Source organism: Pseudomonas sp. FP2309, assembly GCF_030687575.1.
Lineage (GTDB): Bacteria > Pseudomonadota > Gammaproteobacteria > Pseudomonadales > Pseudomonadaceae > Aquipseudomonas.
In genome coordinates this window covers 4,598,378-4,621,164 of sequence record NZ_CP117439.1, presented here as the reverse complement: position 1 = coordinate 4,621,164, position 22,787 = coordinate 4,598,378, and the positions used below count along the sequence as shown (strand labels likewise).

General features: G+C 58.7%; 24 protein-coding genes, 1 tRNA gene, 1 rRNA gene and 1 pseudogene. 25 read left to right on the top strand and 2 right to left on the bottom strand.

What is annotated here, in order from left to right; genetic code table 11:
• Nucleotides 1–119: 119 nt before the first annotated feature.
• From rrf to PSH59_RS21255, 3 genes and pseudogenes are all read left to right on the top strand, one after another.
• Nucleotides 120–235 (top strand): 5S ribosomal RNA (gene rrf / locus PSH59_RS21265).
• 198 nt (nt 236–433) lie between these two features.
• Nucleotides 434–1,263: pseudogene (locus tag PSH59_RS21260) on the top strand (IS66 family transposase); the annotation flags it as partial.
• Nucleotides 1,264–1,266: 3 nt separating this feature from the next.
• Nucleotides 1,267–1,845, top strand: coding sequence for a plasmid pRiA4b ORF-3 family protein (locus PSH59_RS21255; protein ID WP_305393598.1), 579 nt, complete (start codon nt 1,267–1,269; stop codon nt 1,843–1,845).
• A 308-nt stretch (nt 1,846–2,153) separates the two neighbouring features.
• On the opposite strand, the gene PSH59_RS21250 is transcribed toward PSH59_RS21255, so the two are convergent.
• Nucleotides 2,154–2,238: transfer RNA gene (locus tag PSH59_RS21250), tRNA-Leu, on the bottom strand.
• A gap of 108 nt (nt 2,239–2,346) precedes the next feature.
• Between PSH59_RS21250 and queA the strand changes: the two genes are divergently transcribed.
• The 6 genes from queA (at nt 2,347) to PSH59_RS21220 (ending at nt 8,421) form a co-directional block, all read left to right on the top strand.
• Nucleotides 2,347–3,396, top strand: coding sequence for a tRNA preQ1(34) S-adenosylmethionine ribosyltransferase-isomerase QueA (queA, locus tag PSH59_RS21245; protein ID WP_248079781.1), 1,050 nt, complete (start codon nt 2,347–2,349; stop codon nt 3,394–3,396).
• A gap of 5 nt (nt 3,397–3,401) precedes the next feature.
• Nucleotides 3,402–4,517 carry a tRNA guanosine(34) transglycosylase Tgt gene (gene tgt, locus PSH59_RS21240; RefSeq protein ID WP_164393827.1) on the top strand — a complete coding sequence of 372 codons (1,116 nt, stop codon included), beginning with the start codon at nt 3,402–3,404 and terminating at the stop codon, nt 4,515–4,517.
• A gap of 43 nt (nt 4,518–4,560) precedes the next feature.
• Nucleotides 4,561–4,899 (top strand): preprotein translocase subunit YajC, encoded by a 339-nt coding sequence (gene yajC / locus PSH59_RS21235; protein ID WP_003175975.1) that lies wholly within the window; start codon nt 4,561–4,563, stop codon nt 4,897–4,899.
• Between the two features lie 62 nt (nt 4,900–4,961).
• Complete coding sequence (secD, locus tag PSH59_RS21230) at nt 4,962–6,830, top strand: protein translocase subunit SecD (RefSeq protein ID WP_305393597.1); 1,869 nt, start codon at nt 4,962–4,964, stop codon at nt 6,828–6,830.
• A 9-nt stretch (nt 6,831–6,839) separates the two neighbouring features.
• Nucleotides 6,840–7,754: a protein translocase subunit SecF gene (gene secF / locus PSH59_RS21225; protein ID WP_248079785.1), complete on the top strand. Its 915-nt coding sequence runs from the start codon at nt 6,840–6,842 to the stop codon at nt 7,752–7,754.
• Nucleotides 7,755–7,878: 124 nt separating this feature from the next.
• Nucleotides 7,879–8,421 carry a glycine zipper 2TM domain-containing protein gene (locus PSH59_RS21220; RefSeq protein ID WP_032890678.1) on the top strand — a complete coding sequence of 181 codons (543 nt, stop codon included), beginning with the start codon at nt 7,879–7,881 and terminating at the stop codon, nt 8,419–8,421.
• Between the two features lie 60 nt (nt 8,422–8,481).
• On the opposite strand, the gene suhB is transcribed toward PSH59_RS21220, so the two are convergent.
• Complete coding sequence (suhB, locus tag PSH59_RS21215; RefSeq protein ID WP_003175971.1) at nt 8,482–9,297, bottom strand: inositol-phosphate phosphatase; 816 nt, start codon at nt 9,295–9,297, stop codon at nt 8,482–8,484.
• Between the two features lie 145 nt (nt 9,298–9,442).
• Here suhB and trmJ point away from each other — a divergent pair, with 145 nt between their 5' ends.
• From trmJ to hisS, 16 genes are all read left to right on the top strand, one after another.
• Nucleotides 9,443–10,213, top strand: a complete 771-nt coding sequence (gene trmJ, locus PSH59_RS21210; RefSeq protein ID WP_248079787.1) for a tRNA (cytosine(32)/uridine(32)-2'-O)-methyltransferase TrmJ — start codon at nt 9,443–9,445, stop codon at nt 10,211–10,213.
• Nucleotides 10,214–10,215: 2 nt separating this feature from the next.
• Nucleotides 10,216–10,998, top strand: a complete 783-nt coding sequence (gene cysE, locus PSH59_RS21205) for a serine O-acetyltransferase (RefSeq protein ID WP_248079789.1) — start codon at nt 10,216–10,218, stop codon at nt 10,996–10,998.
• A 292-nt stretch (nt 10,999–11,290) separates the two neighbouring features.
• A complete protein-coding gene (iscR, locus tag PSH59_RS21200) occupies nt 11,291–11,782 on the top strand; it encodes a Fe-S cluster assembly transcriptional regulator IscR (protein WP_003194020.1) in 492 nt (163 codons plus the stop codon).
• A 50-nt stretch (nt 11,783–11,832) separates the two neighbouring features.
• Nucleotides 11,833–13,047, top strand: a complete 1,215-nt coding sequence (locus PSH59_RS21195) for an IscS subfamily cysteine desulfurase (protein ID WP_305393596.1) — start codon at nt 11,833–11,835, stop codon at nt 13,045–13,047.
• Between the two features lie 99 nt (nt 13,048–13,146).
• A complete protein-coding gene (gene iscU / locus PSH59_RS21190; RefSeq protein ID WP_028617851.1) occupies nt 13,147–13,533 on the top strand; it encodes a Fe-S cluster assembly scaffold IscU in 387 nt (128 codons plus the stop codon).
• A 28-nt stretch (nt 13,534–13,561) separates the two neighbouring features.
• Entirely contained in the window at nt 13,562–13,885 is a 324-nt protein-coding gene (gene iscA, locus PSH59_RS21185; protein WP_010565230.1) for an iron-sulfur cluster assembly protein IscA, read from the top strand.
• Between the two features lie 8 nt (nt 13,886–13,893).
• Complete coding sequence (gene hscB, locus PSH59_RS21180; protein WP_032895386.1) at nt 13,894–14,415, top strand: co-chaperone HscB; 522 nt, start codon at nt 13,894–13,896, stop codon at nt 14,413–14,415.
• Nucleotides 14,416–14,466: 51 nt separating this feature from the next.
• Complete coding sequence (hscA, locus tag PSH59_RS21175; RefSeq protein ID WP_248079793.1) at nt 14,467–16,329, top strand: Fe-S protein assembly chaperone HscA; 1,863 nt, start codon at nt 14,467–14,469, stop codon at nt 16,327–16,329.
• A 3-nt stretch (nt 16,330–16,332) separates the two neighbouring features.
• Nucleotides 16,333–16,674, top strand: coding sequence for an ISC system 2Fe-2S type ferredoxin (gene fdx, locus PSH59_RS21170; protein WP_032890689.1), 342 nt, complete (start codon nt 16,333–16,335; stop codon nt 16,672–16,674).
• Nucleotides 16,675–16,688: 14 nt separating this feature from the next.
• On the top strand, nt 16,689–16,889 hold the full coding sequence (iscX, locus tag PSH59_RS21165) for a Fe-S cluster assembly protein IscX (protein ID WP_003194015.1): 201 nt from the start codon (nt 16,689–16,691) through the stop codon (nt 16,887–16,889).
• Nucleotides 16,890–16,983: 94 nt separating this feature from the next.
• On the top strand, nt 16,984–17,409 hold the full coding sequence (gene ndk / locus PSH59_RS21160) for a nucleoside-diphosphate kinase (RefSeq protein ID WP_003175956.1): 426 nt from the start codon (nt 16,984–16,986) through the stop codon (nt 17,407–17,409).
• Between the two features lie 29 nt (nt 17,410–17,438).
• Nucleotides 17,439–18,587: a 23S rRNA (adenine(2503)-C(2))-methyltransferase RlmN gene (rlmN, locus tag PSH59_RS21155; protein WP_003238464.1), complete on the top strand. Its 1,149-nt coding sequence runs from the start codon at nt 17,439–17,441 to the stop codon at nt 18,585–18,587.
• Between the two features lie 12 nt (nt 18,588–18,599).
• Entirely contained in the window at nt 18,600–19,358 is a 759-nt protein-coding gene (gene pilW / locus PSH59_RS21150; protein WP_248079798.1) for a type IV pilus biogenesis/stability protein PilW, read from the top strand.
• Nucleotides 19,358–20,356, top strand: coding sequence for a RodZ family helix-turn-helix domain-containing protein (locus PSH59_RS21145; RefSeq protein ID WP_305393595.1), 999 nt, complete (start codon nt 19,358–19,360; stop codon nt 20,354–20,356). Before pilW ends, PSH59_RS21145 begins: the two co-directional genes overlap by 1 nt.
• Nucleotides 20,357–20,358: 2 nt before the next feature.
• On the top strand, nt 20,359–21,468 hold the full coding sequence (ispG, locus tag PSH59_RS21140) for a flavodoxin-dependent (E)-4-hydroxy-3-methylbut-2-enyl-diphosphate synthase (protein ID WP_003175952.1): 1,110 nt from the start codon (nt 20,359–20,361) through the stop codon (nt 21,466–21,468).
• Between the two features lie 21 nt (nt 21,469–21,489).
• Nucleotides 21,490–22,779 (top strand): histidine--tRNA ligase, encoded by a 1,290-nt coding sequence (gene hisS, locus PSH59_RS21135; RefSeq protein WP_305393594.1) that lies wholly within the window; start codon nt 21,490–21,492, stop codon nt 22,777–22,779.
• Nucleotides 22,780–22,787 lie beyond the last annotated feature (8 nt).

Here is a 22,787-nt window from a genome sequence, read left to right as displayed (position 1 = left end):
GATTGCGGTGTGTGAAGACGAGACGAACCGAAAGTTTGTAGATCGCAAAACACCGAAGGCTGTCACATACCCGATTTGCTGAAGCGAGGCCGTTTGGTCACGAGTCAGTACCCGAATTTCTTGACGACCATAGAGCATTGGAACCACCTGATCCCATCCCGAACTCAGTAGTGAAACGATGCATCGCCGATGGTAGTGTGGGGTTTCCCCATGTGAGAGTAGGTCATCGTCAAGATTAAATTCCAGAACCCCTGTTTGCTTACGCAGACAGGGGTTTTGTTTTGGGCGCTCGGAAAGTGCACAGCGCAACCCAGTACGCACAAGCTTCAGCGATAACTAACGCGTACTCCCTTCGTCCAGCCACAGGCAAAGTGTCATTCCGAGTTCGCAGTTGAGGTCGCAAGCTGCGTATCACGCGCCCCCGATCCGCAGACGCTTCCCCCTGGCCGACTGGATGGGCCAGAGCAGTCAGTTGCTCAGAACGTCCTTGAGCACCACGTCATGAGCGATCACAAAGTCCATGCCGACGACACGCCGATTGGCGTGCTCGCGCCGGGCAACGGCAAGACCAAAACGGCTCGCCCGTGGGCATATGGCAAGGGGCAACATCCGCGCGCTCATCTCAAGGGCTTTAGCGGGATCTTGCAGGCTGCTTTTGCTCAGTTGTATGCCACAGGCACTGTTGAGGACGCCGCGTGCTGGGCTCACGCTCGCCGCAAGTTTTACGAGGTCTGCAAAGACCAGGCTTCACCCCTCGCCGAGGCGCTGCAACGGATTGCGGCCCTGTATGCCATCGAAAGCGAGATTCGAGTGCAGCCGCCCAACCTGCGAAAAACGGTTCGCCAAAATCGAGCCAGTCCGCTGCTGGAGCACCTGCACGCATGGCTTAACCAGACGCTGACTCAGCTGTCGAAAAAGTCGGCATTGGGCGGGGCAACCTTTTATACCCTCAATCGGTGGCAGGCCTTAACGCGCGACGGCGATGACGGCCGGGTCGAAATCGACAACAACGCCGCCGAGCGGGCGCTACGCTCCGTCGCATTGGGCCGCAAGAATTACCTGTTTGTCGGTTCCGATGCCGGCGGAGAACGAGCCGCTGCGATTTACAGCCTGGTAGGTACTGCCAAGTTAAACGGGTTAAACCCACAGGCCTATTTGACCTACGTGCTTGAGCGCATTGCCGAACACCCGGTCAATCGGGTGAGCGAGTTGCTGTCCTGTAACATATCGTTGAACCACTCTGAACATTGCGAGGCCGCCTGACCCATGGTTAAAACCGTCAGTTTGCCCAAACCCGCCCCCGACCTGTTATTGCTACACATCGAGCTGAAGTGGATCACTCCGAAGATTTGGCGTCGGTTCGCGGTACCTGAAAACATCACCTTGGGCAAATTGCACCCTGTCATCCAGGTCGTGATGGGCTGGAGTGATAGCCGTCTGCATGAGTTTGAAATTGCTGGTGAGAATTACGGCATGCCCGACCCTGATGGCTGGGGGCCGACGGTGAACCCGGAAGCCCGTAAAACGCTGATTAAGACGCTGAACGGAAAACGGACATTCAATTATCTCTACGACTTTGATGACAGTTGGCATCACTGTATCAAGGTCGAAAAAACGCTACCCGCTATTGCCTGTCTTCAAGTGCCGTACTGCATCGACGGCGCCAATGCTTGCCCACCGGAAGATGTGGGCGGCGGGCCTGGTTACGAGGAGTTTCTGGAGGCGATGGGCAACCCCGATCATTCAGAGCATGACGCCATGGTTGAATGGCATGGCGATGTCTTTGATCCAGTCGCGTTTGATTGCGAGCGTGTGAACCAGTGGTTTAAACGGATTAAGGTTTGAGTTGCAAGGGAGTGTAGCTCGGACGCTTATACCAGAGGCGCAGTGCCCGTCCGCCAAGTCTATAAGACCTGTATCTGAGTCTAGAGGTGTGGTCGGCCTGGCAGAGTGGTTTGCCAGTGAGAAGGTGGCGCAGTCGAAGGACGTCTGCGGCCTGTGAGGTCGTTCACTCAGTTTTAGGGGCTGCCCAGCTCCTTGGTGGCGGCTTCTCATTATCTCTCTCTCTGAGGGCCACGGCAGCTTCTGGGGACGTTTCCAGCTTTTCTACAGACGAAAAAAAAGACCTTGATATTCAAGGTCTTTCTTTAAGATGGTGCCCCGAGGGAGACTCGAACTCCCACTCCTTTCGAAAACGGATTTTGAATCCGCCGCGTCTACCAATTCCGCCATCAGGGCTCAATGGCGGCGAAGTATAGAGATGAGATTACCGTTGGTCAATCACGTTTCATGGTCTATTTTCACTATTTCCGCTAGACTTCCCGGCCCTGCTAGACGAACCCCATCATGCGCGTTGCTGACTTTACTTTTGAGCTCCCTGATTCGCTGATTGCTCGCCACCCGTTGGCCGAGCGTCGCGCCAGTCGACTGCTGACCCTGGACGGGGTCAGCGGTGCCCTTGCACACCGTCAATTCACTGATTTGCTTGAGCATTTGCGCCCCGGCGATTTGATGGTATTCAACAACACACGGGTGATCCCTGCACGGCTGTTTGGCCAGAAAGCGTCCGGCGGCAAGCTGGAAATTCTGGTGGAGCGTGTACTCGACAGTCATCGCGTGCTGGCGCATGTGCGCTCCAGCAAATCGCCGAAGCCGGGGTCGAGCCTGCTGATCGATGGCGGTGGCGAAGCGCAAATGGTTGCGCGCCATGACGCGCTGTTCGAACTCAAGTTCGCCGAGGAGGTATTGCCGCTCTTGGAGCGCGTCGGCCATATGCCGCTGCCTCCTTATATCGACCGTCCTGACGAAGACTCGGATCGCGAACGTTATCAGACGGTGTACTCCCAGCGCCTTGGCGCTGTTGCCGCGCCAACGGCCGGGCTGCATTTCGATCGACCGCTACTGGATGCCATCGCCGCCAAGGGCGTCGAGACCGCTTATGTGACCCTGCACGTGGGGGCCGGCACGTTTCAGCCGGTACGTGTGGATAACATCGAAGACCACCATATGCACAGCGAGTGGCTGGAGGTCAGCCAGGACGTCGTGGATGCGGTAGCTGCGTGCAAGGCGCGTGGCGGCCGGGTCGTGGCCGTAGGCACCACCAGCGTGCGCTCCCTCGAGAGCGCCGCGCGTGACGGCGTGCTCAAACCCTTCAGTGGCGACACCGATATCTTTATTTTCCCAGGCCGGCCGTTCCACGTGGTCGATTGCCTGGTGACCAACTTCCATTTGCCGGAATCCACGCTCTTGATGCTGGTGTCGGCATTTGCCGGTTACCCCGAAACCATGGCCGCTTACCAGGCTGCCATTGACAATGGGTACCGTTTTTTCAGCTACGGTGATGCGATGTTTATCACCCGCAATCCGGCGCCACGCGGCCCAGAGGAAACCTTATGAGTCGTATGTCGTTTGAACTGTTGGCCACCGACGGCAAGGCCCGCCGTGGTCGCCTGACCTTTCCGCGTGGCACCGTGGAGACGCCGGCGTTCATGCCTGTCGGTACCTATGGCACCGTAAAGGGCATGCTGCCGCGCGACATCGTCGCCACCGGCGCCGAGATCATCCTCGGCAACACTTTCCACCTGTGGCTTCGCCCGGGCACCGAAGTGATCAAGAAGCATGGCGACCTGCATGATTTCATGAAGTGGCAAGGCCCGATCCTTACCGACTCCGGCGGCTTCCAGGTATTCAGCCTGGGTGCCATGCGCAAGATCAAGGAGGAGGGGGTGACCTTCGCCTCGCCGGTGGATGGTTCCAAAGTGTTCATGGGGCCTGAAGAGTCCATGCAGGTCCAGCGTGACCTGGGCTCCGACATCGTGATGATTTTTGACGAGTGCACGCCGTACCCTGCCGATGAAGACGTCGCGCGGATTTCCATGGAGCTGTCGCTGCGCTGGGCTCAGCGCTCGAAGAATGCTCATGGCGATAGCACCGCAGCCCTGTTCGGTATCGTCCAGGGCGGCATGCATGAAAGCCTGCGTAAGCGTTCTTTGGAAGGCCTCGACAAGATTGGCTTCGATGGTCTGGCCATCGGCGGGCTGTCGGTGGGCGAGCCCAAGCATGAGATGATCAAGGTGCTGGATTACCTGCCGGGCCTGATGCCTGCTGACAAACCTCGTTACCTTATGGGCGTTGGCAAACCGGAAGATCTCGTAGAGGGTGTGCGCCGCGGTGTGGACATGTTCGATTGCGTGATGCCAACCCGTAATGCCCGCAATGGGCATCTGTTCATCGATACAGGCGTGCTGAAGATCCGTAATGCGTTCCATCGCCATGATGATTCGCCGCTGGATCCAACCTGTGATTGCTACACCTGCCAGAACTTCTCCCGTGCTTATCTGCACCATCTGGACAAGTGCGGGGAAATGCTGGGTAGCATGTTGAATACCATCCACAATTTGCGCCATTACCAAGTCCTGATGGCTGGTTTGCGCGAGGCTATTCAACAGGGTACATTGGCCGCCTTCGTCGATGCCTTCTATGCCAAGCGCGGGCTCCCTGTGCCGCCCTTGGACTGAGTTTTCCGACCCTAAGATTCACTATTTGCAACTGGAGTGCTAAATGAGCTTTTTTATCTCTAACGCCATGGCTGATGCTGCCGCGCCTGCCGCTGCTGGCCCTATGGGTGGTGGTTTCGAGTGGATTTTCCTGGTCGGCTTCCTGGTTATCTTCTACCTGATGATCTGGCGTCCACAGGCCAAGCGTGCCAAAGAGCAGAAAAACCTGCTCGGCAGCCTGCAGAAAGGTGACGAAGTCGTGACCACTGGCGGCATCGCCGGCAAGATCACCAAGGTTTCCGATGCTTTCGTGGTTCTGGAAGTTTCCGACACCGTGGAAATGAAGTTCCAGAAGGGCGCCATCGCCGCCACGCTGCCAAAAGGCACGCTCAAAGCGATCTAAGTTCCAACCTTTACCAATCGACGGGGCGCGCAAGGCGCCCCGCGTTATAAGCGGGCGGCGTGATGCTGAACAAATACCCTCTGTGGAAATACGTACTGATCCTGGCGGTGCTGGCGATCGGTTTTATTTATTCCGCTCCCAATCTCTATCCTGATGACCCGGCGATCCAGATCTCTGGCGCCAGCACGTCGCTGCAAGTCAATCAGGCTGACCTGGAGCGCGCGAGCAAAGCGCTCACTGATGCGGGCATCCAGGTTAAAGCGGCAACCTTGGCGGCTGGTTCGAAAGGCGGCTTGTTGCGCCTGACCAAGCAAGAAGACCAGTTGCCGGCCAAAGACGTTGTGCGCAAGGCTATGGGTGACGACTACGTTGTCGCGCTCAACCTGGCGCAGACCACGCCACAGTGGTTGCGCAGCATTGGCGCGCATCCGATGAAGCTGGGTCTGGACCTGTCCGGTGGTGTGCACTTCCTGCTGGAAGTCGACATGGACAAAGCCCTCGACGCACGCCTGAAAGTTTACGAAGGCGACGTGAAGAGCCTGCTGCGCAAAGAGAAGTTGCGTTATCGCAGCCTGCCGCAGCTCAACGGTGCTATCCAGCTGGGTTTCTCTGACGAAGCTTCCCGCGAACAGGCGCGTGCGCTGATTCGCAAGAACTTCAACGATTTTGACATCGTACCGGCCGACCTTAACGGTCAGCCTGTGCTGCGTCTGGCGATGACCCCGGCCAAGCTGGCGGAAATCCGCGAGTACTCCATCAAGCAGAACTTGACCACGGTACGTAACCGCGTCAACGAGCTGGGTGTGGCCGAGCCGATCGTTCAGCGCCAGGGCGCCAACCGCATCGTGGTTGAGCTGCCGGGTGTGCAGGATACGGCGGAAGCCAAGCGTATCCTGGGTAAAACCGCCAACCTGGAGTTCCGTCTCGCGGCGGAGCCAGGTGCTTCGCGCGCGACCTCCGAGGAATTCGAATTCCGTGAGGGCAATCGCCCACCTGCACTGATCGAGCGTGGCTTGATCATCACTGGTGATCAGGTGACCGACGCCAAAGCCGGTTTCGGCGAGCACGGTACCCCTGAAGTTAACATCCGCCTGGATGGCCACGGCGGCGAGCTGATGAGCCGCGCCACGCGCAGCAATGTCGGTCGCAGCATGGCGGTGATCTTCATTGAGCAACGCCCGGTGACCACCTACACCAAGCAGATCGTCAACGGCGTCGAAAAAGACGTGCCTGTCCAGACTTTCAAGGAAGAGAAGAAGATCATCAGCCTGGCGACTATCCAGTCACCGCTGGGGGCGCAATTCCGCATCACTGGTCTGAACGGTCAGGGTGAGTCCTCGGAGCTGGCTCTGCTGCTGCGTGCGGGTGGCCTTGCGGCGCCGATGTACTTCGCTGAAGAACGTACCATCGGCCCAAGCCTGGGTGCGGACAACATCACCAAGGGTGTGAATGCTGCGCTGTGGGGCATGCTGTTCGTGTCCCTGTTCATCATCGCCATCTACCGCTTCTTTGGCATCATCGCCACCGTGGCCCTGGCGGGCAACATGGTGATGCTGCTGGCCCTGATGTCGCTGCTGGGTGCAACGCTGACCTTGCCGGGTATCGCCGGTATCGTACTCACCATGGGTATGGCGGTGGACGCCAACGTGCTGATCTTCTCGCGCATTCGTGAAGAGATCGCGGCGGGCATGACCGTGCAGCGTGCAATCAACGAAGGCTTCGGCCGGGCATTTACCGCGATTCTCGACTCCAACCTGACCACCTTGCTGGTCGGCGGGATTCTCTTTGCCATGGGCACCGGCCCAGTCAAAGGTTTTGCGGTGACCATGTCCCTGGGTATCTTTACCTCGATGTTCACGGCCATCATGGTGACCCGCGCAATGGTCAACCTGATCTTTGGCGGGCGTGACTTCAAGAAGTTGTGGATTTAAGGGGCTGCCATGTTACGTACAATCAACTTCATGGGCGTTCGCAACATTGCGTTCGGCGCCACAGTGCTCCTTACCGTTCTGGCCTTGTTCAGCTGGTTCCATAAGGGCCTGAACTACGGTCTCGACTTCACCGGCGGTACGCTCATCGAGCTGACCTACGAGAAGCCGGCCGACGTCACACTGGTGCGCAACGAGCTGGTCAAGGCCGGTTATCACGAAGCCGTGGTACAGAGCTTTGGTGCGACCACCGACCTGCTGGTGCGGATGCCGGGTGAAGACCCGCAATTGGGTCACCAGGTGGCTGAGGCGCTGCAGAAGGTCGGCGGTGAAAACCCGGCATCGGTCAAGCGCGTCGAGTTCGTCGGTCCGCAGGTGGGTGAAGAGCTGCGCGATCAGGGCGGTCTGGGCATGCTGATGGCGCTGGTCGGCATCATGATCTACCTGGCATTCCGCTTTCAATGGAAGTTCGGTGTTGGCGCCATTGTGTCGCTGATCCACGACGTGATCGTGACTGTCGGGATCCTGGCCTACTTCCAGATCACCTTCGACCTGACGGTGCTGGCGGCGGTGCTGGCGATCATTGGTTACTCGCTCAACGATACTATCGTGGTATTCGACAGGGTTCGTGAGAACTTCCGTGTACTGCGCAAGGCCACGTTGATCGAGAACATCAACATCTCCACCACCCAGACGCTGCTGCGGACCATGGCGACGTCGATTTCCACCTTGCTGGCGATCGCTGCGTTGATGATCTTCGGTGGCGATAACCTGTGGGGCTTCTCCCTGGCGCTGTTTATCGGCGTTCTGGCGGGTACCTACTCGTCGATCTACATCGCCAACGTGGTGTTGATCTGGCTGAACCTCAGTACCGAAGACTTGATCCCTCCGGCTGCCACTGACAAGGAGGTCGACGACCGTCCTTGATGGGTGCTCGTTGATCTGCTGTTACAAAGAAGGCATGAGTATTGAACTCGTGCCTTTTTTTTTGCTCCAAGGCTGGGTATAGCGCGGATCTTTCGGTCCGTTTGTGATGGTCAGGAGGTTCAACGTGAACAAGTCGTTACTGGTTGGTGCGGTATTGGGTGCTGTCGGTGTGACTGCCGGGGGTGCTGTTGCCACCTACAGCCTGGTAAAAAGCGGCCCTGAGTATGCGCAAGTGCTGGCAGTGCAGCCGGTGAAAACCCAGATCAAGACCCCTCGCGAAGTCTGCAAGGACGTTGCAGTAACCCGGCAGCGTCCGGTGCAGGACCAGCATCAAATCGCCGGTACCGTCGTCGGTGCCTTGGCTGGTGGCTTGCTGGGTAACCAGATCGGTGGCGGTAACGGTAAGAAATTGGCCACCGTAGCCGGTGCGGTCGGTGGTGGTTACGCGGGTAACAAGGTTCAGGAAGGCATGCAGAACCGCGATACCTACACCACGACGCAAACCCGCTGTAACACCGTCAATGACATCAGCGACAAAGTGGTCGGCTATGACGTGCGTTACACCCTGGATGGCAAAGAGGGTTCGGTGCGTATGGACCGTGACCCGGGCGGTCAGATTCCGGTCGATAAGGAAGGGCGTCTGGTGCTGGGTCAGAATCAGCAATAAGCTTTTTAAAGGTATAAAAAAAGCACCCCGAGGGGTGCTTTTTTGTGCTCGCTCGCTCGCTTAGCGCTTCAGCGATGCAGGCAGATGCGGCTGGATTGCCGTCAGTACGGCCTTGAAGCATTTGGTGTTGCCGGCGACGACGTGGCCTTTTTCCAGGAAGTCATGACCGCCGGTGAAATCGCTCACCAGGCCGCCGGCCTCTTGGATCAGCAGCGCGCCTGCAGCCATGTCCCACTCGGACAAGCCTGACTCCCAGAACGCATCAAAACGACCTGCGGCCACATAGGCCAGGTCCAGGCTGGCAGCGCCGGCGCGGCGAATGCCGGCGGTCTGGCCAACCAGGGCGCGGAACATGCCCAGGTAGTTTTCCAGGTTGTCCATCTGGTCGTCGCGGAATGGGAAGCCGGTACCCAGCAGGGCGCCGTCCAGACTGGTGCGACCGCTGACGCGCAGGCGGCGACCGTTCAACTGGGCACCACGGCCACGGCTGGCGGTGAATTCTTCCTGGCGAACCGGGTCGAGTACGACGGCGTGTTCCAGGCGGCCACGGTATTTGCAGGCGATGCTTACCGCAAAGTGTGGGATGCCGCGCAGGAAGTTGGTGGTGCCATCCAGTGGGTCAATGATCCACAGGTAGTCTTCGCCTTCGCCGCTGCCTTTGTGCAAGCCGGTTTCTTCACCGAGGATGCCGTGGGTAGGGTAGGCCTTGCGCAGCGCGTCGATGATTTTCTGTTCGGCGGCGCGATCCACCTCGGATACATAATCCTTGGCGTCTTTTTCGTCGACCTTGATGGTATCCAGGCGCTCGATGGAGCGGAAGATCAATTCACTGGCGCTGCGGGCGGCGCGCAGCGCGATATTCAGCATGGGCTGCATGGATGTGTCACCTAAGGTTGTTAAAGAAAGCCGGGCATTCTAGCAGAAACTTTCTTCAGGTGAAGGACGACGTGAGCTTTCGTGGCATAACCTTAGGCTGTTCTGTAAGATTTGCTCCCCTTTCCCGTGTCCGAGAGCGCCTCCCTTGCTGCAAAACATTCGTGTCGTCTTGGTCAATACCAGTCATCCCGGCAATATCGGCGGGGTGGCGCGAGCCATGAAAAACATGGGGCTGACGCGCCTGGTGCTGGTCGAACCGCGCGTTTTTCCGCACCACGAGGCTGATGCCCGTGCATCCGGCGCCAACGATCTGCTTGAAAAAGCTCAGGTCGTCGCCACCTTGGAGGATGCGCTGGTCGGCTGCAATCTGGTACTCGGCACCAGCGCCCGCGACCGTCGGATTCCTTGGCCGTTGCTGGATCCGCGTGAGTGCGGCACCAAGGTGGTGGAGGAGGCTGTCGGTGGCGCTGAAATCGCTTTGGTGTTTGGCCGCGAGGATTCCGGCCTGACCAATGAAGAGCTGCAGCGATGTCACTATCACGTGCATATACCCTCAGACCCTGAGTTCAGCTCGCTGAATCTCGGCGCAGCGGTGCAGGTGTTGACGTACGAAGTGCGCATGGCTTGGCTGGCCGCCGCCGGTCAGCCAAGCAAAATGGAAAAGGAAGAGGTTGCCTCAACCAAGAGTGGCGAGTTGGCAACCATGGACGAGCTGGAACGATTTTATGAGCACCTTGAGCAAACCCTGGTGGCCATTGAATTCCTTGACCCAGAAAAACCACGGCACTTGATGGCGCGCCTGCGTCGCTTATATGGGCGCAGCTCGGTCAGTCGGGCGGAAATGAATATATTGCGTGGCATCCTCACGGAAACCCAGAAAGCGGCCCGTGGCGAGCTGCTTAAGCGGAAGGATTAAAAATGTTCGAGCGTCTGCGAGAAGATATCCAGAGTGTTTTTCACCGTGACCCTGCGGCGCGCAACGCCTTTGAAGTGCTGACTTGCTATCCGGGCATGCACGCCATTTGGATCCATCGTCTGTCCGGCGCCTTGTGGGGCATGGGTTGGAAATGGCTGGCGCGGCTGGTGTCCAACTTCGGACGCTGGTTGACCGGTATTGAGATTCATCCGGGTGCGAAGGTGGGGCGTCGGTTCTTTATCGACCATGGCATGGGTATCGTTATTGGTGAGACCGCTGAGATCGGCGATGATGTCACTCTGTACCAGGGCGTAACCCTGGGCGGCACCAGTTGGAATAAAGGCAAGCGCCACCCGACGCTGGAAAACGGTGTAGTGGTGGGCGCGGGTGCCAAGGTTCTGGGGCCGTTTACGGTCGGTGCAGGTGCCAAGGTGGGCTCCAATGCGGTTGTCACCAAGGCTGTGCCACCGGGTGCCACCGTCGTAGGTATTCCTGGGCGAATCATCGTCAAGCCGGAAGTCGGCGATGAGCAGGAGGCCAAGCGCAAGGCCATGGCTGAGAAGATTGGCTTTGATGCCTATGGTGTCAGTGAGGATATGCCTGACCCAGTGGCCCGTGCCATCGGTCAACTGCTCGATCATCTGCAAGCGGTGGACGGCAAGCTGGATGGCATGTGCGGCGCTTTGAAGGAGCTGGGCAGCAGCTACTGTGCGAAAGATCTGCCTGAGCTGCGTGAAGAGGACTTCGCGCAGATCAAAGATGAAGCGGCCTCCAAGGTAGGCTGAAGTCTCCTGTCATCACAAGCCCCTTGTGGGAAGGGGCTTGTGGTAGATCGCAGTATGTCAGGCGCCATCTATTTCGACTGACTCACCGTTATCGGGTGCACGTCTCTGCCATGCTATTGGCCTCTGAATTCCTGTTCGGTCTTGTTCCCGCTATTCGTCCCCACCCCATCCTGCTATGATTCGCGCGCCCTTTTTACGGGTAATCCTGACTAAAGTGCTAGGTCTTATAGTTGACTTAAATACTCGGGAATCGCATACTTGCTCCCATTCTGAAACACCTTGGTACTTGTCCATGAGACTGACTACAAAAGGCCGATACGCGGTGACTGCCATGCTCGACCTGGCTTTGCACGCGCAAACTGGGCCGGTGTCCCTGGCCGATATCTCCGAGCGCCAAGGCATTTCCCTGTCCTACCTTGAACAGCTGTTCGCCAAGTTGCGCCGCAGCAATCTGGTGTCCAGCGTGCGGGGTCCGGGTGGTGGCTATCAACTGTCCCGCGATATGCAGGGTATCCAGGTCGCCCAGGTGATCGATGCGGTCAACGAGTCCGTCGACGCGACCAAATGCCAGGGGCTGGGTGACTGCCACGCCGGCGATACCTGCCTGACGCACCACTTATGGTGTGACTTGAGCCTGCAGATCCATGAGTTTTTGAGTGGTATCAGCTTGGCTGATCTTGTGACTCGCCGTGAGGTGCAAGAAGTAGCCCAGCGTCAGGACCAGCGCCGTTGCAATACAAAGGCGCCGCGTCTGGACAAGATTGAAGCGTCCGCCGTCGAGTGACAGCCGAAGAGCTAACGGCACGCCAGCCAGCCTGATTTAGGAGAAAGTCCATGAAATTGCCGATTTACCTTGATTACTCAGCGACCACCCCGGTTGATCCGCGTGTCGCGCAAAAGATGAGCGAATGCCTGCTGGTTGACGGAAACTTCGGCAACCCGGCCTCCCGTTCCCACGTATTCGGCTGGAAAGCCGAGGAAGCGGTCGAGAACGCTCGTCGCCAGGTCGCAGACCTGGTGGGAGCAGATCCGCGTGAAATCGTCTGGACCTCCGGTGCTACCGAGTCCGACAACCTGGCGATCAAGGGCGCGGCGCATTTCTATGCGACCAAGGGCAAGCACCTGATCACCACCAAGATTGAGCACAAGGCTGTTCTCGACACCATGCGCCAACTGGAACGTGAAGGCTTCGAGGTCACTTACCTCGAACCGACCACCGACGGTATCGTCACCCCGGCGATGATCGAAGCCGCACTGCGTGATGACACCATTCTGGTGTCGGTGATCCACGTGAACAACGAAATCGGCACCATCAACGACATCGCGGCCATCGGTGAGCTGACCCGTTCCAAGGGCATCCTGCTGCACGTCGACGCTGCTCAGTCCACCGGCAAGGTCGACATCGACCTGTCCAAGCTGAAAGTCGATCTGATGTCGTTTTCGGCCCACAAGACCTACGGTCCTAAAGGTATCGGCGCGCTGTACGTGAGCCGCAAGCCTCGCGTGCGCATCGAAGCCGCCATGCACGGCGGCGGTCACGAGCGCGGCATGCGTTCGGGCACCCTGGCGACCCACCAGATCGTTGGCATGGGCGAAGCGTTCCGCGTGGCCAAGGAAGACATGGCTGCCGAAAACGTGCGCATCAAGGCCTTGAGCGACCGCTTCTACAAGCAGGTCGAAGACCTCGAAGAGCTGTACGTCAACGGCAGCATGACAGCCCGCGTACCGCATAACCTGAATTTGAGCTTCAACTACGTCGAAGGCGAGTCGCTGATCATGGCCCTCAAGGACCTGGCGGTTTCGTCCGGTTCTGCCTGCACCTCGGCGTCCCTTGAGCCTTCGTACGTACTGCGCGCCCTGGGCCGCAACGACGAACTGGCACATAGCTCGATCCGCTTTACGTTTGGCCGTTTCACCACCGAAGAGCAAGTCGACTACGCCGCGCAGAAAGTCTGTGAAGCCGTCAACAAACTGCGTACGTTGTCGCCGCTGTGGGACATGTACAAGGATGGCGTCGACATCTCCAAGATCGAGTGGGCGGCACACTAACTATAGAAGCCGCCACCCAAGCTCTGTAGGAACGTGGCGGAAAACGCAGGCGTTTTTACAGGGTTCCAGAGCGGCCCTGATGAGTGAGGATTCAGTACCATGGCTTACAGCGAAAAGGTCATCGACCACTACGAAAACCCGCGCAACGTCGGCAAGATGGACGCGGAAGATCCTGATGTCGGCACTGGCATGGTCGGCGCTCCGGCGTGCGGCGACGTGATGCGCCTGCAGATCAAGGTCAACGACGCTGGCGTTATCGAAGATGCCAAGTTCAAGACTTACGGCTGCGGTTCCGCCATTGCCTCCAGCTCCCTCGCTACCGAGTGGATGAAAGGCAAGACCCTGGATGAGGCTGTCACCATCAGCAACACCCAGTTGGCCGAAGAGCTGGCTTTGCCGCCTGTGAAAATCCACTGCTCGGTACTCGCTGAGGACGCCATCAAGGCGGCCGTACGCGACTACAAGCAGAAGAAAGGCTTGATCTAAGCATTTGGCGACGAGTAAGGAGTCAACGATGGCTATCAGCATGACAGAAGCGGCTGCGCGGCACGTGCGACGCTCCCTGGATGGGCGCGGTAAAGGTGAGGGGATTCGTCTGGGTGTTCGCACCACAGGCTGTTCCGGCCTGGCGTATGTGCTGGAGTTCGTCGACGAGGTAGTTGCGGAAGACCAGGTGTTCGAAAGTCACGGCGAGAAAGTGATCATCGACCCTAAAAGCCTGACCTACCTGGACGGCACCGAACTCGATTTCGTCAAGGAAGGGTTGAACGAAGGCTTCAAGTTCAACAATCCCAACGTTCGCGGTGAATGTGGCTGCGGCGAAAGCTTCAACATCTGAGGCGACTCGTGGGTACTCCTTGTCATTTCGCTTTATTCGAGCTGCAGCCGAGCTTTCGGCTGGACCTTGAGCAGCTTGCTACGCGCTACCGTGAGTTGGCGCGTGGCGTGCATCCGGACCGCTTTGCCGACGCTTCCGAGCGTGAGCAACGCTTGGCGCTGGAGCAATCGGCCAGCCTCAACGAAGCCTATCAGACGCTCAAAAGCCCCCCGAAACGCGCGCGTTATTTACTGGCGATGAAGGGTGGTGAGTTGCCGATGGAAGTCACCGTGCATGATCCGGACTTCCTGATGCAGCAAATGCAGTGGCGCGAAGAGCTCGAAGACTTGCAGGACGAAGCCGATGTGGCTGGCGTCGTGGTCTTCAAGCGCCGTCTGAAGGCGGCCCAGGATGAGCTCAACGAAAGCTTCGCAGCCTGTTGGGATGATGCGGCGCAACGCGAACAGGCCGAACGCCTGATGCGGCGCATGCAATTCCTCGACAAGCTCACCTACGAAGTGCGCCAGCTAGAAGAGCGCCTCGACGATTAACCCAGTGCTGCCCGTGATGCACGCCTGATAGACAGATAAGACCTGATTACCATGGCTCTACTGCAAATCGCCGAACCCGGCCAAAGCCCTCAACCGCACCAGCGTCGCCTGGCGGTCGGGATTGACCTGGGCACCACCAATTCCCTGGTTGCTGCCTTGCGCAGCGGCCTGTCCGAGCCACTGCCCGACGCTGACGGCCAGGTTATCCTGCCGTCAGCCGTGCGCTATCACCTCGATCGCACCGAAGTGGGCGAGTCGGCCAAACTGGCCGCGTCGACCGACCCACTGAATACTGTGCTGTCCGTCAAGCGCTTGATGGGACGCGGTCTGTCCGACGTCAAGCAATTGGGTGATCAACTGCCTTACCGCTTTGTCGGCGGCGAATCCCACATGCCCTTCATCGACACCGTCCAGGGCCCGAAAAGCCCGGTGGAAGTGTCTGCCGATATCCTCAAGGTGCTGCGCCAGCGCGCAGAAACCACATTGGGTGGTGAGTTGGTCGGTGCAGTGATCACGGTTCCGGCTTATTTCGATGATGCTCAGCGCCAGGCCACCAAGGATGCGGCGAAACTCGCCGGCCTGAATGTGCTGCGCCTGCTCAACGAGCCGACGGCTGCTGCCGTGGCCTATGGCCTGGATCAACATGCCGAAGGCTTGGTCGCCATCTACGACCTGGGCGGCGGCACCTTCGATATTTCGATCCTGCGTCTGACCGGTGGTGTGTTTGAAGTGCTGGCCACCGGTGGCGACAGCGCCCTGGGCGGCGATGACTTTGATCATGCCATCGCGGGCTGGATCATCAGCAGTGCCGGCTTGTCGGCTGACCTGGATCCGGGCGCGCAGCGCAACCTGCTGCAAACCGCCTGCGCGGCCAAGGAGGCGCTGACGGATGCCGCTTCTGTTGAAGTTTCCTACGGTAGCTGGTCGGCTCAACTGACTCGCGAAGCCTTTGATGCGTTGATCGAGCCAATGGTTGCCCGCAGCCTGAAAGCGTGCCGCCGTGCCGTGCGTGATTCCGGTATCGAGTTGGAAGATGTTGGCGCTGTGGTCATGGTCGGTGGCTCAACCCGTGTGCCGCGTGTCCGTGACGCGGTTGCCGAAGCCTTCGGTCGCCAGCCGCTGACAGAAATCGACCCGGATCAAGTCGTTGCCATCGGTGCCGCGATCCAGGCCGATACCCTGGCCGGCAACAAGCGCGATGGCGGTGAGCTGTTGCTGCTTGATGTGATCCCGTTGTCCCTGGGGCTGGAAACCATGGGCGGCCTGATGGAGAAGGTGATTCCGCGTAACACGACCATCCCCGTTGCCCGCGCCCAGGATTTCACCACGTACAAAGATGGCCAAACGGCCATGATGATTCATGTGCTGCAAGGCGAGCGTGAGCTGATCAGCGACTGCCGCTCCCTGGCGCGTTTTGAATTGCGCGGCATCCCGGCGATGGTCGCGGGCGCGGCGAAAATCCGCGTGACCTTTCAGGTCGACGCGGATGGCCTGCTCAGCGTGGCCGCCCGTGAGCTGGGTTCGGGCGTTGAAGCCAGTATCCAGGTCAAGCCGTCCTACGGCCTCACTGACGGCGAAATCGCCAAGATGCTCAAGGACTCGTTCCAATATGCCGGTGACGACAAGGTCGCCCGCGTACTGCGCGAACAGCAAGTGGATGCCCAGCGCCTGCTCGAAGCGGTGCAGGGCGCCCTTGACGCTGATGGCGAACGCCTGCTGGATGCTGAAGAGCGCATGGTCATCGACCTGCAGATGCAGGAACTGGCCGAACTGATGAAAGGCAACGATGGTTATGCCATCGAGCAACAGACCAAGCGCCTGTCGCAAGTTACCGATGCCTTTGCTGCCCGCCGCATGGACCAGACGGTCAAAGCCGCCCTGGCGGGACGCAACCTGAATGAAATCGAGGAATAATTAATGCCGCAGGTCATTTTTCTGCCACACGCCGAGCATTGCCCGGACGGTATGGTTGTGGAGGCTGAGACCGGCAAGTCCATCCTCGAAGTTGCCCACGACAATCACATCGAAATCGAGAGTGCTTGCGGTGGTGTGTGTGCTTGTACCACGTGTCATTGCATCATTCGCGAGGGTTTCAACTCGCTTGAAGAAGCCGATGAACTGGAAGAGGACTTTCTCGATCGTGCCTGGGGCCTTGAGGCGCAATCGCGTCTAAGCTGTCAGGCAAAGGTGGGGACTGAAGACATCACTGTCGAAATTCCGAAATATTCGCTCAACCATGCAGCCGAAGCGCCGCATTGATTCAAGGAAGTGTCATGAGTCTTAAATGGGTTGATGTGCAAGAGATCGCTATCCTGTTGGCCGATGGCAACCCGGATCTTGATCCCTATTCCCTGAATTTTGTTGCCTTGCGTGACATGGTCATGGCTTTGCCAGGGTTTGAGGATGAGCGGGATCGTGGCGGCGAAAAGGTCCTTGAAGCTATCCAGACTGCCTGGAAAGAAGAACAGGACTGACGGCCCCCACCTTACGCAGTTAGGCAATACCCAATAACCCGCGTATAATTCGCGGGTTTAATTTTTCGTAAATTACCGTTTCTGGAGTTACACCATGGCTGTTCAACGTACTTTCTCCATCATCAAGCCTGACGCTGTTGCAAAAAACGTCATCGGTGAGATCACCACTCGTTTCGAAAAAGCCGGCCTGAAGGTTGTAGCTTCGAAGCTCAAGCAACTGTCCAAAGCTGAAGCTGAAGGCTTCTACGCTGAACACAGCGCTCGTGGTTTCTTCGGTGACCTGGTTGCATTCATGATCTCCGGTCCTGTTGTTGTTCAGGTTCTGGAAGGCGAAAACGCCATCGCTCTGAACCGCGAACTGATGGGCGCCACCAACCCTAAAGAAGCAGCTGCCGGCACCATCCGTGCTGATTTCGCTGAATCCATCGACGCCAACGCTGTCCACGGTTCGGACTCCGAAGCCGCTGCTGCTCGCGAAATCTCGTACTTCTTCGCCGCTACTGAAGTAACCGCTCGCTAAGCATCGGCTTAAAGAGTGAGGGTGAATCCATGACTACATCGACTGTTAAAACCAACCTGCTGGGGCTGACCCAGCCGGAAATGGAGAAATTCTTCGACTCAATCGGGGAGAAGCGTTTCCGTGCCGGTCAGGTAATGAAATGGATTCACCACTTTGGCGTCGATGATTTCGACGCCATGACGAACGTCAGCAAGGCCCTGCGCGACAAGCTCAAGGCTATTGCTGAGGTCCGTGGTCCCGAAGTGGTCAGCGAGGACATCTCCAGCGACGGCACCCGCAAGTGGGTGGTACGCGTGGCGTCCGGCAGCTGCGTCGAGACCGTGTACATTCCCCAGGGCAAGCGCGGTACTTTGTGCGTTTCGTCCCAGGCAGGCTGTGCCCTGGACTGCAGTTTCTGCTCCACCGGCAAGCAAGGCTTCAACAGCAACCTCACCGCCGCCGAAGTCATCGGGCAGGTGTGGATTGCCAACAAATCCTTTGGCAGCGTCCCGGCTACCGTCGACCGTGCCATCACCAACGTGGTGATGATGGGCATGGGTGAGCCGCTGCTGAACTTCGACAACGTGATTGCGGCCATGCATTTGATGATGGACGACCTCGGCTACGGCATCTCCAAGCGCCGTGTGACCCTGTCGACCTCCGGTGTGGTCCCGATGATCGATGAGCTGGCCAAGCACATCGACGTCTCCCTGGCGTTGTCGCTGCACGCACCCAATGACGCATTGCGTAACCAATTGGTGCCGATCAACAAGAAGTATCCGCTTAAGATGCTGCTCGAATCCTGCCAGCGTTATATGGCGACCTTGGGCGAGAAGCGCGTGCTGACCATTGAGTACACCATGCTCAAGGACATCAACGACAAGGTCGAACACGCCGTCGAGATGATCGAGTTGCTCAAGAACACCCCGTGCAAGATCAACCTGATCCCGTTTAACCCGTTTCCTCATTCTGGTTACGAGCGGCCGAGCAACAACGCCATCCGTCGTTTCCAGGATCAACTGCACCAGGCCGGCTACAACGTCACCGTGCGCACCACCCGTGGTGAAGACATCGACGCCGCCTGTGGCCAATTGGTAGGGCAGGTGATGGACCGCACCCGCCGCAGCGAGCGTTATATCGCCGTGCGTGAACTGAACGCCGCCGACGATCTACCGCAAATTGCTGTGAATCGAATCTGAGAGAGGATCTCTATGCCCTTGCGCCTGGCGCTGCTGCTGCTTGTTACCGGCTTCACGGCCGGTTGTGTTTCATCGGGCCATGACAGCCCTTTGCAAACCGGCAAAGGTCGTGACGAAGCGCGAGTTGCCTATGTACAGCTGGGGTTGGGCTACCTTCGGCAGGGCATGAGCGAGCAGGCCAAGGTGCCGTTGAAAAAGGCCCTTGAGCTTGACGGCAGTGATGCCGACGCCAATGCCGCACTGGCGCTGGTGTTCCAGGCCCAGGCCGAGCCGGAATTGGCGGAACAGTATTTCAGTAAGGCCCTGGCCTCTCGGCCCGCGGATCCGCGGCTGCTGAACAATTACGGCAGCTTCCTGTTCGAACAGAAACGTTATGACCAGGCTGCGCGTTATTTTGCGCAAGCGTCCGCCGATACCCTCTACCCGGAGCGCTCGCGGGTGTTCGAGAACCTCGGGGTGACCTCTATGCGCCTCGGTCAGCGTGACGACGCCCGCCAGCAACTGATAAAAGCCCTGCACCTGAACAGTCGTCAGCCACGCGCCTTGCTCGAAATGGCTGAGTTGTCTTACGAAGACAGGCATTATGTGCCGGCACGTGACTATTACGAGCGTTTTAGCCTGCTCAGTGGGCAAAATGCACGTAGTCTATTGCTCGGCGTGCGCCTGGCGACGGTTCATGACGACCGCGACACGGCCGCACGGTTTGGCCAGCAACTCGAACGACTCTATCCCGGTACGCCGGAATATCAGCAATACCTGTCGGAGCAATGATGAAAGCGGCGCACCCGGAAGTTGTAGCAGCGAATCGCGTAAACCCAGGCGACACCTTGCGTCAGGCCCGCGAAAGCAATGGTTGGTCGCTGGCGGAAGTGGCCCTCAAGCTCAATTTGACCACCACATCCCTGGCCAACCTGGAAGCCGGCGCGTTCGATAAGCTGCCAGGGCATACGTTCGCCCGCGGTTATATCCGCGCCTATGCCAAGTTGCTGGGGATCGACCAGGCCTCTCTGGTTCAGGAATTCGACCAGTTCACCGGTACCGACTCTCAAGGCAGCAATGTCCATGGCCTGGGTCGCATCGAAGAACCGGTGCGGGTTTCCCACACGATTCTGCGAATTGTCAGCCTGCTGTTGCTGATCGCCGTGATTGGCGGCGGGTTTCTCTGGTGGCAAGACCAGGCCTCCCTGCGTACTAAGGATCTGACCAGCAACGCCATGGAGCACGTCGAAGTCGAAAGCGCCGACGGCACCACCCAGATTCACCCGCTGGATGAGCCGGAAGACCAGGCCGTGGCTGACGGCCAGGCCGCGCCTGAAGCACCGCTGGCCAGTGAGCAGCCTGCGCTGCAAACGGCCCCGACTATGACGGCCGCCGCAACGGCTCCAGCGACACCCGAAACTCCCGCTGCACCGGTTGCTGCCCCGTCCCATACGCCAGCGACGCAGGCGCAGACCCCAGCGGCTCCTGTCCCCGCTGCTCCGGCAACACCTGCCATGTCTCCGCCCACCACCCCTGCGTTGATCGCCGGTGATGGCCGTGTCCAGATCACGTTCGTCGCTGACTGCTGGACGCAAGTCACCGATGGCAATGGCAAAGTGCTGTTTAGCGGTCTCAAGCGTAAGGGAGATACGCTCGACCAAGGCGGCAAGCCTCCTTTGACGCTGCGTCTGGGCTATGCCCGTGGCGCGCAAGTGGCCTACAACGGCCAGCCTGTGGACGTGGCGCCGTTCACCACTGGCGAGACCGCTCGCCTCAAGTTGGGACAATAGTCATGCACGGCGAATCTCCAATCAAACGTCGCGTATCGCGCAAGATCTGGGTCGGCTCGGTGCCGGTGGGCGGTGATGCGCCCATCGCGGTGCAGAGCATGACCAACAGCGACACCAATGATGTGGCTGCCACCGTGGCCCAGATCAACCGTCTGGAAGCCGCAGGCGTCGATATCGTGCGGGTTTCCGTGCCCGATATGGACGCTGCTGAAGCCTTTGGTCGTATCAAGCAATTGGTCAAGGTGCCGTTGGTTGCCGACATCCATTTTGACTACAAGATCGCGTTGCGCGTCGCCGAACTGGGCGTGGATTGCCTGCGGATCAATCCAGGCAACATCGGTCGCGAAGACCGTGTGCGTGCGGTGGTGGACGCTGCCCGTGATCGCGGCATTCCAATCCGCATCGGTGTCAACGCCGGTTCCCTGGAAAAAGACCTGCAAAAGAAATACGGCGAGCCTACCCCGGCGGCGCTGGTTGAGTCGGCCCTGCGCCACGTCGAGCACCTTGAACGCCTGAATTTCCAGGACTTCAAGGTCAGTGTGAAGGCTTCCGACGTGTTCATGGCGGTTGAAGCCTACCGCCTGCTGGCCAAGGAAATCGTGCAGCCATTGCACCTGGGTATCACTGAAGCGGGCGGTTTGCGCTCAGGCACAGTGAAATCTGCAGTGGGTCTCGGTATGCTGCTCGCCGAAGGGATTGGCGATACTATCCGCATCTCGTTGGCGGCAGACCCGGTAGAGGAAGTGAAAGTCGGCTACGACATTCTCAAATCCCTGCGTTTGCGTTCCCGTGGCATCAACTTCATTGCCTGCCCGAGTTGCTCGCGGCAGAACTTCGACGTGGTGAAAACCATGAACGATCTGGAGTTGCGTCTCGAAGACCTGCTGGTGCCGCTGGATGTCGCGGTGATCGGCTGTGTGGTCAACGGGCCGGGTGAAGCCAAGGAGGCCCATGTGGGCCTGACCGGCGGTACCCCAAACTTGATTTATATCGACGGCAAACCGTCGCAGAAGTTGACGAATGACAATCTGGTGGATGAGCTCGAAAAGCTGATTCGCGAGAAAGCGGCCGAAAAGGTCGCGGCTGACGCAGCGCTGATCGCGCGCGGCTAAGAACGAATTTAAGGATTTGATGTGAGCAAGTCTCTGCAAGCCATTCGTGGCATGAACGACATCCTGCCGGAGCAGACGCCACTGTGGCGTTACTTCGAGAACACTGTCGCGCGCCTGCTGGATAACTACGGTTACAAGCAGATCCGCATGCCGATCGTCGAGTTCACCGAGCTGTTCAAGCGCTCCATCGGTGAAGTGACCGACATCGTCGAAAAAGAGATGTACACCTTTGAAGACCGCAACGGTGACTCCCTGACCCTGCGTCCGGAAGGTACCGCCGCGTGCGTGCGCGCGGTGCTCGAGCACGGCCTCACCGGTGGCGGCCAGCCGCAGAAGCTGTGGTACATCGGCCCCATGTTCCGCCACGAGCGCCCCCAGAAAGGCCGTTATCGTCAGTTCCACCAGATCGGCCTGGAGGTGTTCAACCTCGACGGTCCGGACATCGACGCCGAGCTGATCGTGCTGACCTGGCGCCTGTGGGGCATGCTGGGCATTCGCGATGCCGTCAAGCTTGAACTCAACAGCCTGGGGACCAGCGAGTCCCGTGGCCGTTATCGCGAAGCCCTGGTGGAGTTTCTCAGTGCTCACCTGGACAAGTTGGACGAAGACAGCCAGCGCCGTCTGAAAACCAACCCGTTGCGCGTATTGGACACCAAGAACGCCGACACCCAGGCCGTGCTGGTCGATGCGCCGAAAATGGCGGATTACCTGGACGACGAGTCCCGTACGCACTTCGAGGGCCTCAAGGCTCGCCTGGATGCTGCCGGTATTCCCTACGTGATCAACCCCAAGCTGGTGCGCGGCCTCGATTACTACAGCAAGACCGTGTTCGAGTGGGTTACCGACAAGCTCGGCGCCCAGGGCACCGTGTGCGCGGGTGGCCGCTACGACGGGCTGGTCGAACAGATGGGCGGCAAGCCGACCTCGGGCGTGGGTTTTGCGATGGGTATCGAGCGGTTGATTCTGCTGCTCGAAACCCTGGAGCAGGTCCCGGAAGAAATCTCCCGTCAGGTGGACGTCTACCTTTGCGCCTTTGGCGAGGCTGCCGAACTGGCTGCCCTGGCCTTGAGTGAACAGGTGCGTGACCAATTGCCAAACCTGCGCCTGCAGATAAACGCCGGCGCCGGCAGCTTCAAGAGCCAGTTCAAGAAGGCTGACAAGAGCGGTGCGCTGTACGCACTGATCCTCGGCGATGACGAACTGGCCCAGCAAGTGATAGGTTTCAAACCCCTGCGTGGCCAGGGCGAGCAACAGAACATTGCCTTTGATGCGCTTGCTGCGCACTTGGCCACCTGTATTGTGCAGGGTTGAAGCTGTCG

What these genes read in the sequence shown, in the direction of transcription:
- secD (WP_305393597.1), top strand. Translation starts at nt 4,962, where the DNA reads ATGCTGAACAAATACCCTCTGTGGAAATACGTACTGATCCTGGCGGTG.
- iscR (WP_003194020.1), top strand. Translation starts at nt 11,291, where the DNA reads ATGAGACTGACTACAAAAGGCCGATACGCGGTGACTGCCATGCTCGAC.
- cysE (WP_248079789.1), top strand. Translation starts at nt 10,216, where the DNA reads ATGTTCGAGCGTCTGCGAGAAGATATCCAGAGTGTTTTTCACCGTGAC.
- PSH59_RS21195 (WP_305393596.1), top strand. Translation starts at nt 11,833, where the DNA reads ATGAAATTGCCGATTTACCTTGATTACTCAGCGACCACCCCGGTTGAT.
- queA (WP_248079781.1), top strand. Translation starts at nt 2,347, where the DNA reads ATGCGCGTTGCTGACTTTACTTTTGAGCTCCCTGATTCGCTGATTGCT.
- secF (WP_248079785.1), top strand. Translation starts at nt 6,840, where the DNA reads ATGTTACGTACAATCAACTTCATGGGCGTTCGCAACATTGCGTTCGGC.
- iscX (WP_003194015.1), top strand. Translation starts at nt 16,689, where the DNA reads ATGAGTCTTAAATGGGTTGATGTGCAAGAGATCGCTATCCTGTTGGCC.
- ndk (WP_003175956.1), top strand. Translation starts at nt 16,984, where the DNA reads ATGGCTGTTCAACGTACTTTCTCCATCATCAAGCCTGACGCTGTTGCA.
- fdx (WP_032890689.1), top strand. Translation starts at nt 16,333, where the DNA reads ATGCCGCAGGTCATTTTTCTGCCACACGCCGAGCATTGCCCGGACGGT.
- yajC (WP_003175975.1), top strand. Translation starts at nt 4,561, where the DNA reads ATGAGCTTTTTTATCTCTAACGCCATGGCTGATGCTGCCGCGCCTGCC.
- hscA (WP_248079793.1), top strand. Translation starts at nt 14,467, where the DNA reads ATGGCTCTACTGCAAATCGCCGAACCCGGCCAAAGCCCTCAACCGCAC.
- tgt (WP_164393827.1), top strand. Translation starts at nt 3,402, where the DNA reads ATGTCGTTTGAACTGTTGGCCACCGACGGCAAGGCCCGCCGTGGTCGC.
- suhB (WP_003175971.1), bottom strand. Translation starts at nt 9,297, where the DNA reads ATGCAGCCCATGCTGAATATCGCGCTGCGCGCCGCCCGCAGCGCCAGT.
- iscA (WP_010565230.1), top strand. Translation starts at nt 13,562, where the DNA reads ATGGCTATCAGCATGACAGAAGCGGCTGCGCGGCACGTGCGACGCTCC.
- PSH59_RS21145 (WP_305393595.1), top strand. Translation starts at nt 19,358, where the DNA reads ATGAAAGCGGCGCACCCGGAAGTTGTAGCAGCGAATCGCGTAAACCCA.
- rlmN (WP_003238464.1), top strand. Translation starts at nt 17,439, where the DNA reads ATGACTACATCGACTGTTAAAACCAACCTGCTGGGGCTGACCCAGCCG.
- ispG (WP_003175952.1), top strand. Translation starts at nt 20,359, where the DNA reads ATGCACGGCGAATCTCCAATCAAACGTCGCGTATCGCGCAAGATCTGG.
- iscU (WP_028617851.1), top strand. Translation starts at nt 13,147, where the DNA reads ATGGCTTACAGCGAAAAGGTCATCGACCACTACGAAAACCCGCGCAAC.
- pilW (WP_248079798.1), top strand. Translation starts at nt 18,600, where the DNA reads ATGCCCTTGCGCCTGGCGCTGCTGCTGCTTGTTACCGGCTTCACGGCC.
- PSH59_RS21255 (WP_305393598.1), top strand. Translation starts at nt 1,267, where the DNA reads ATGGTTAAAACCGTCAGTTTGCCCAAACCCGCCCCCGACCTGTTATTG.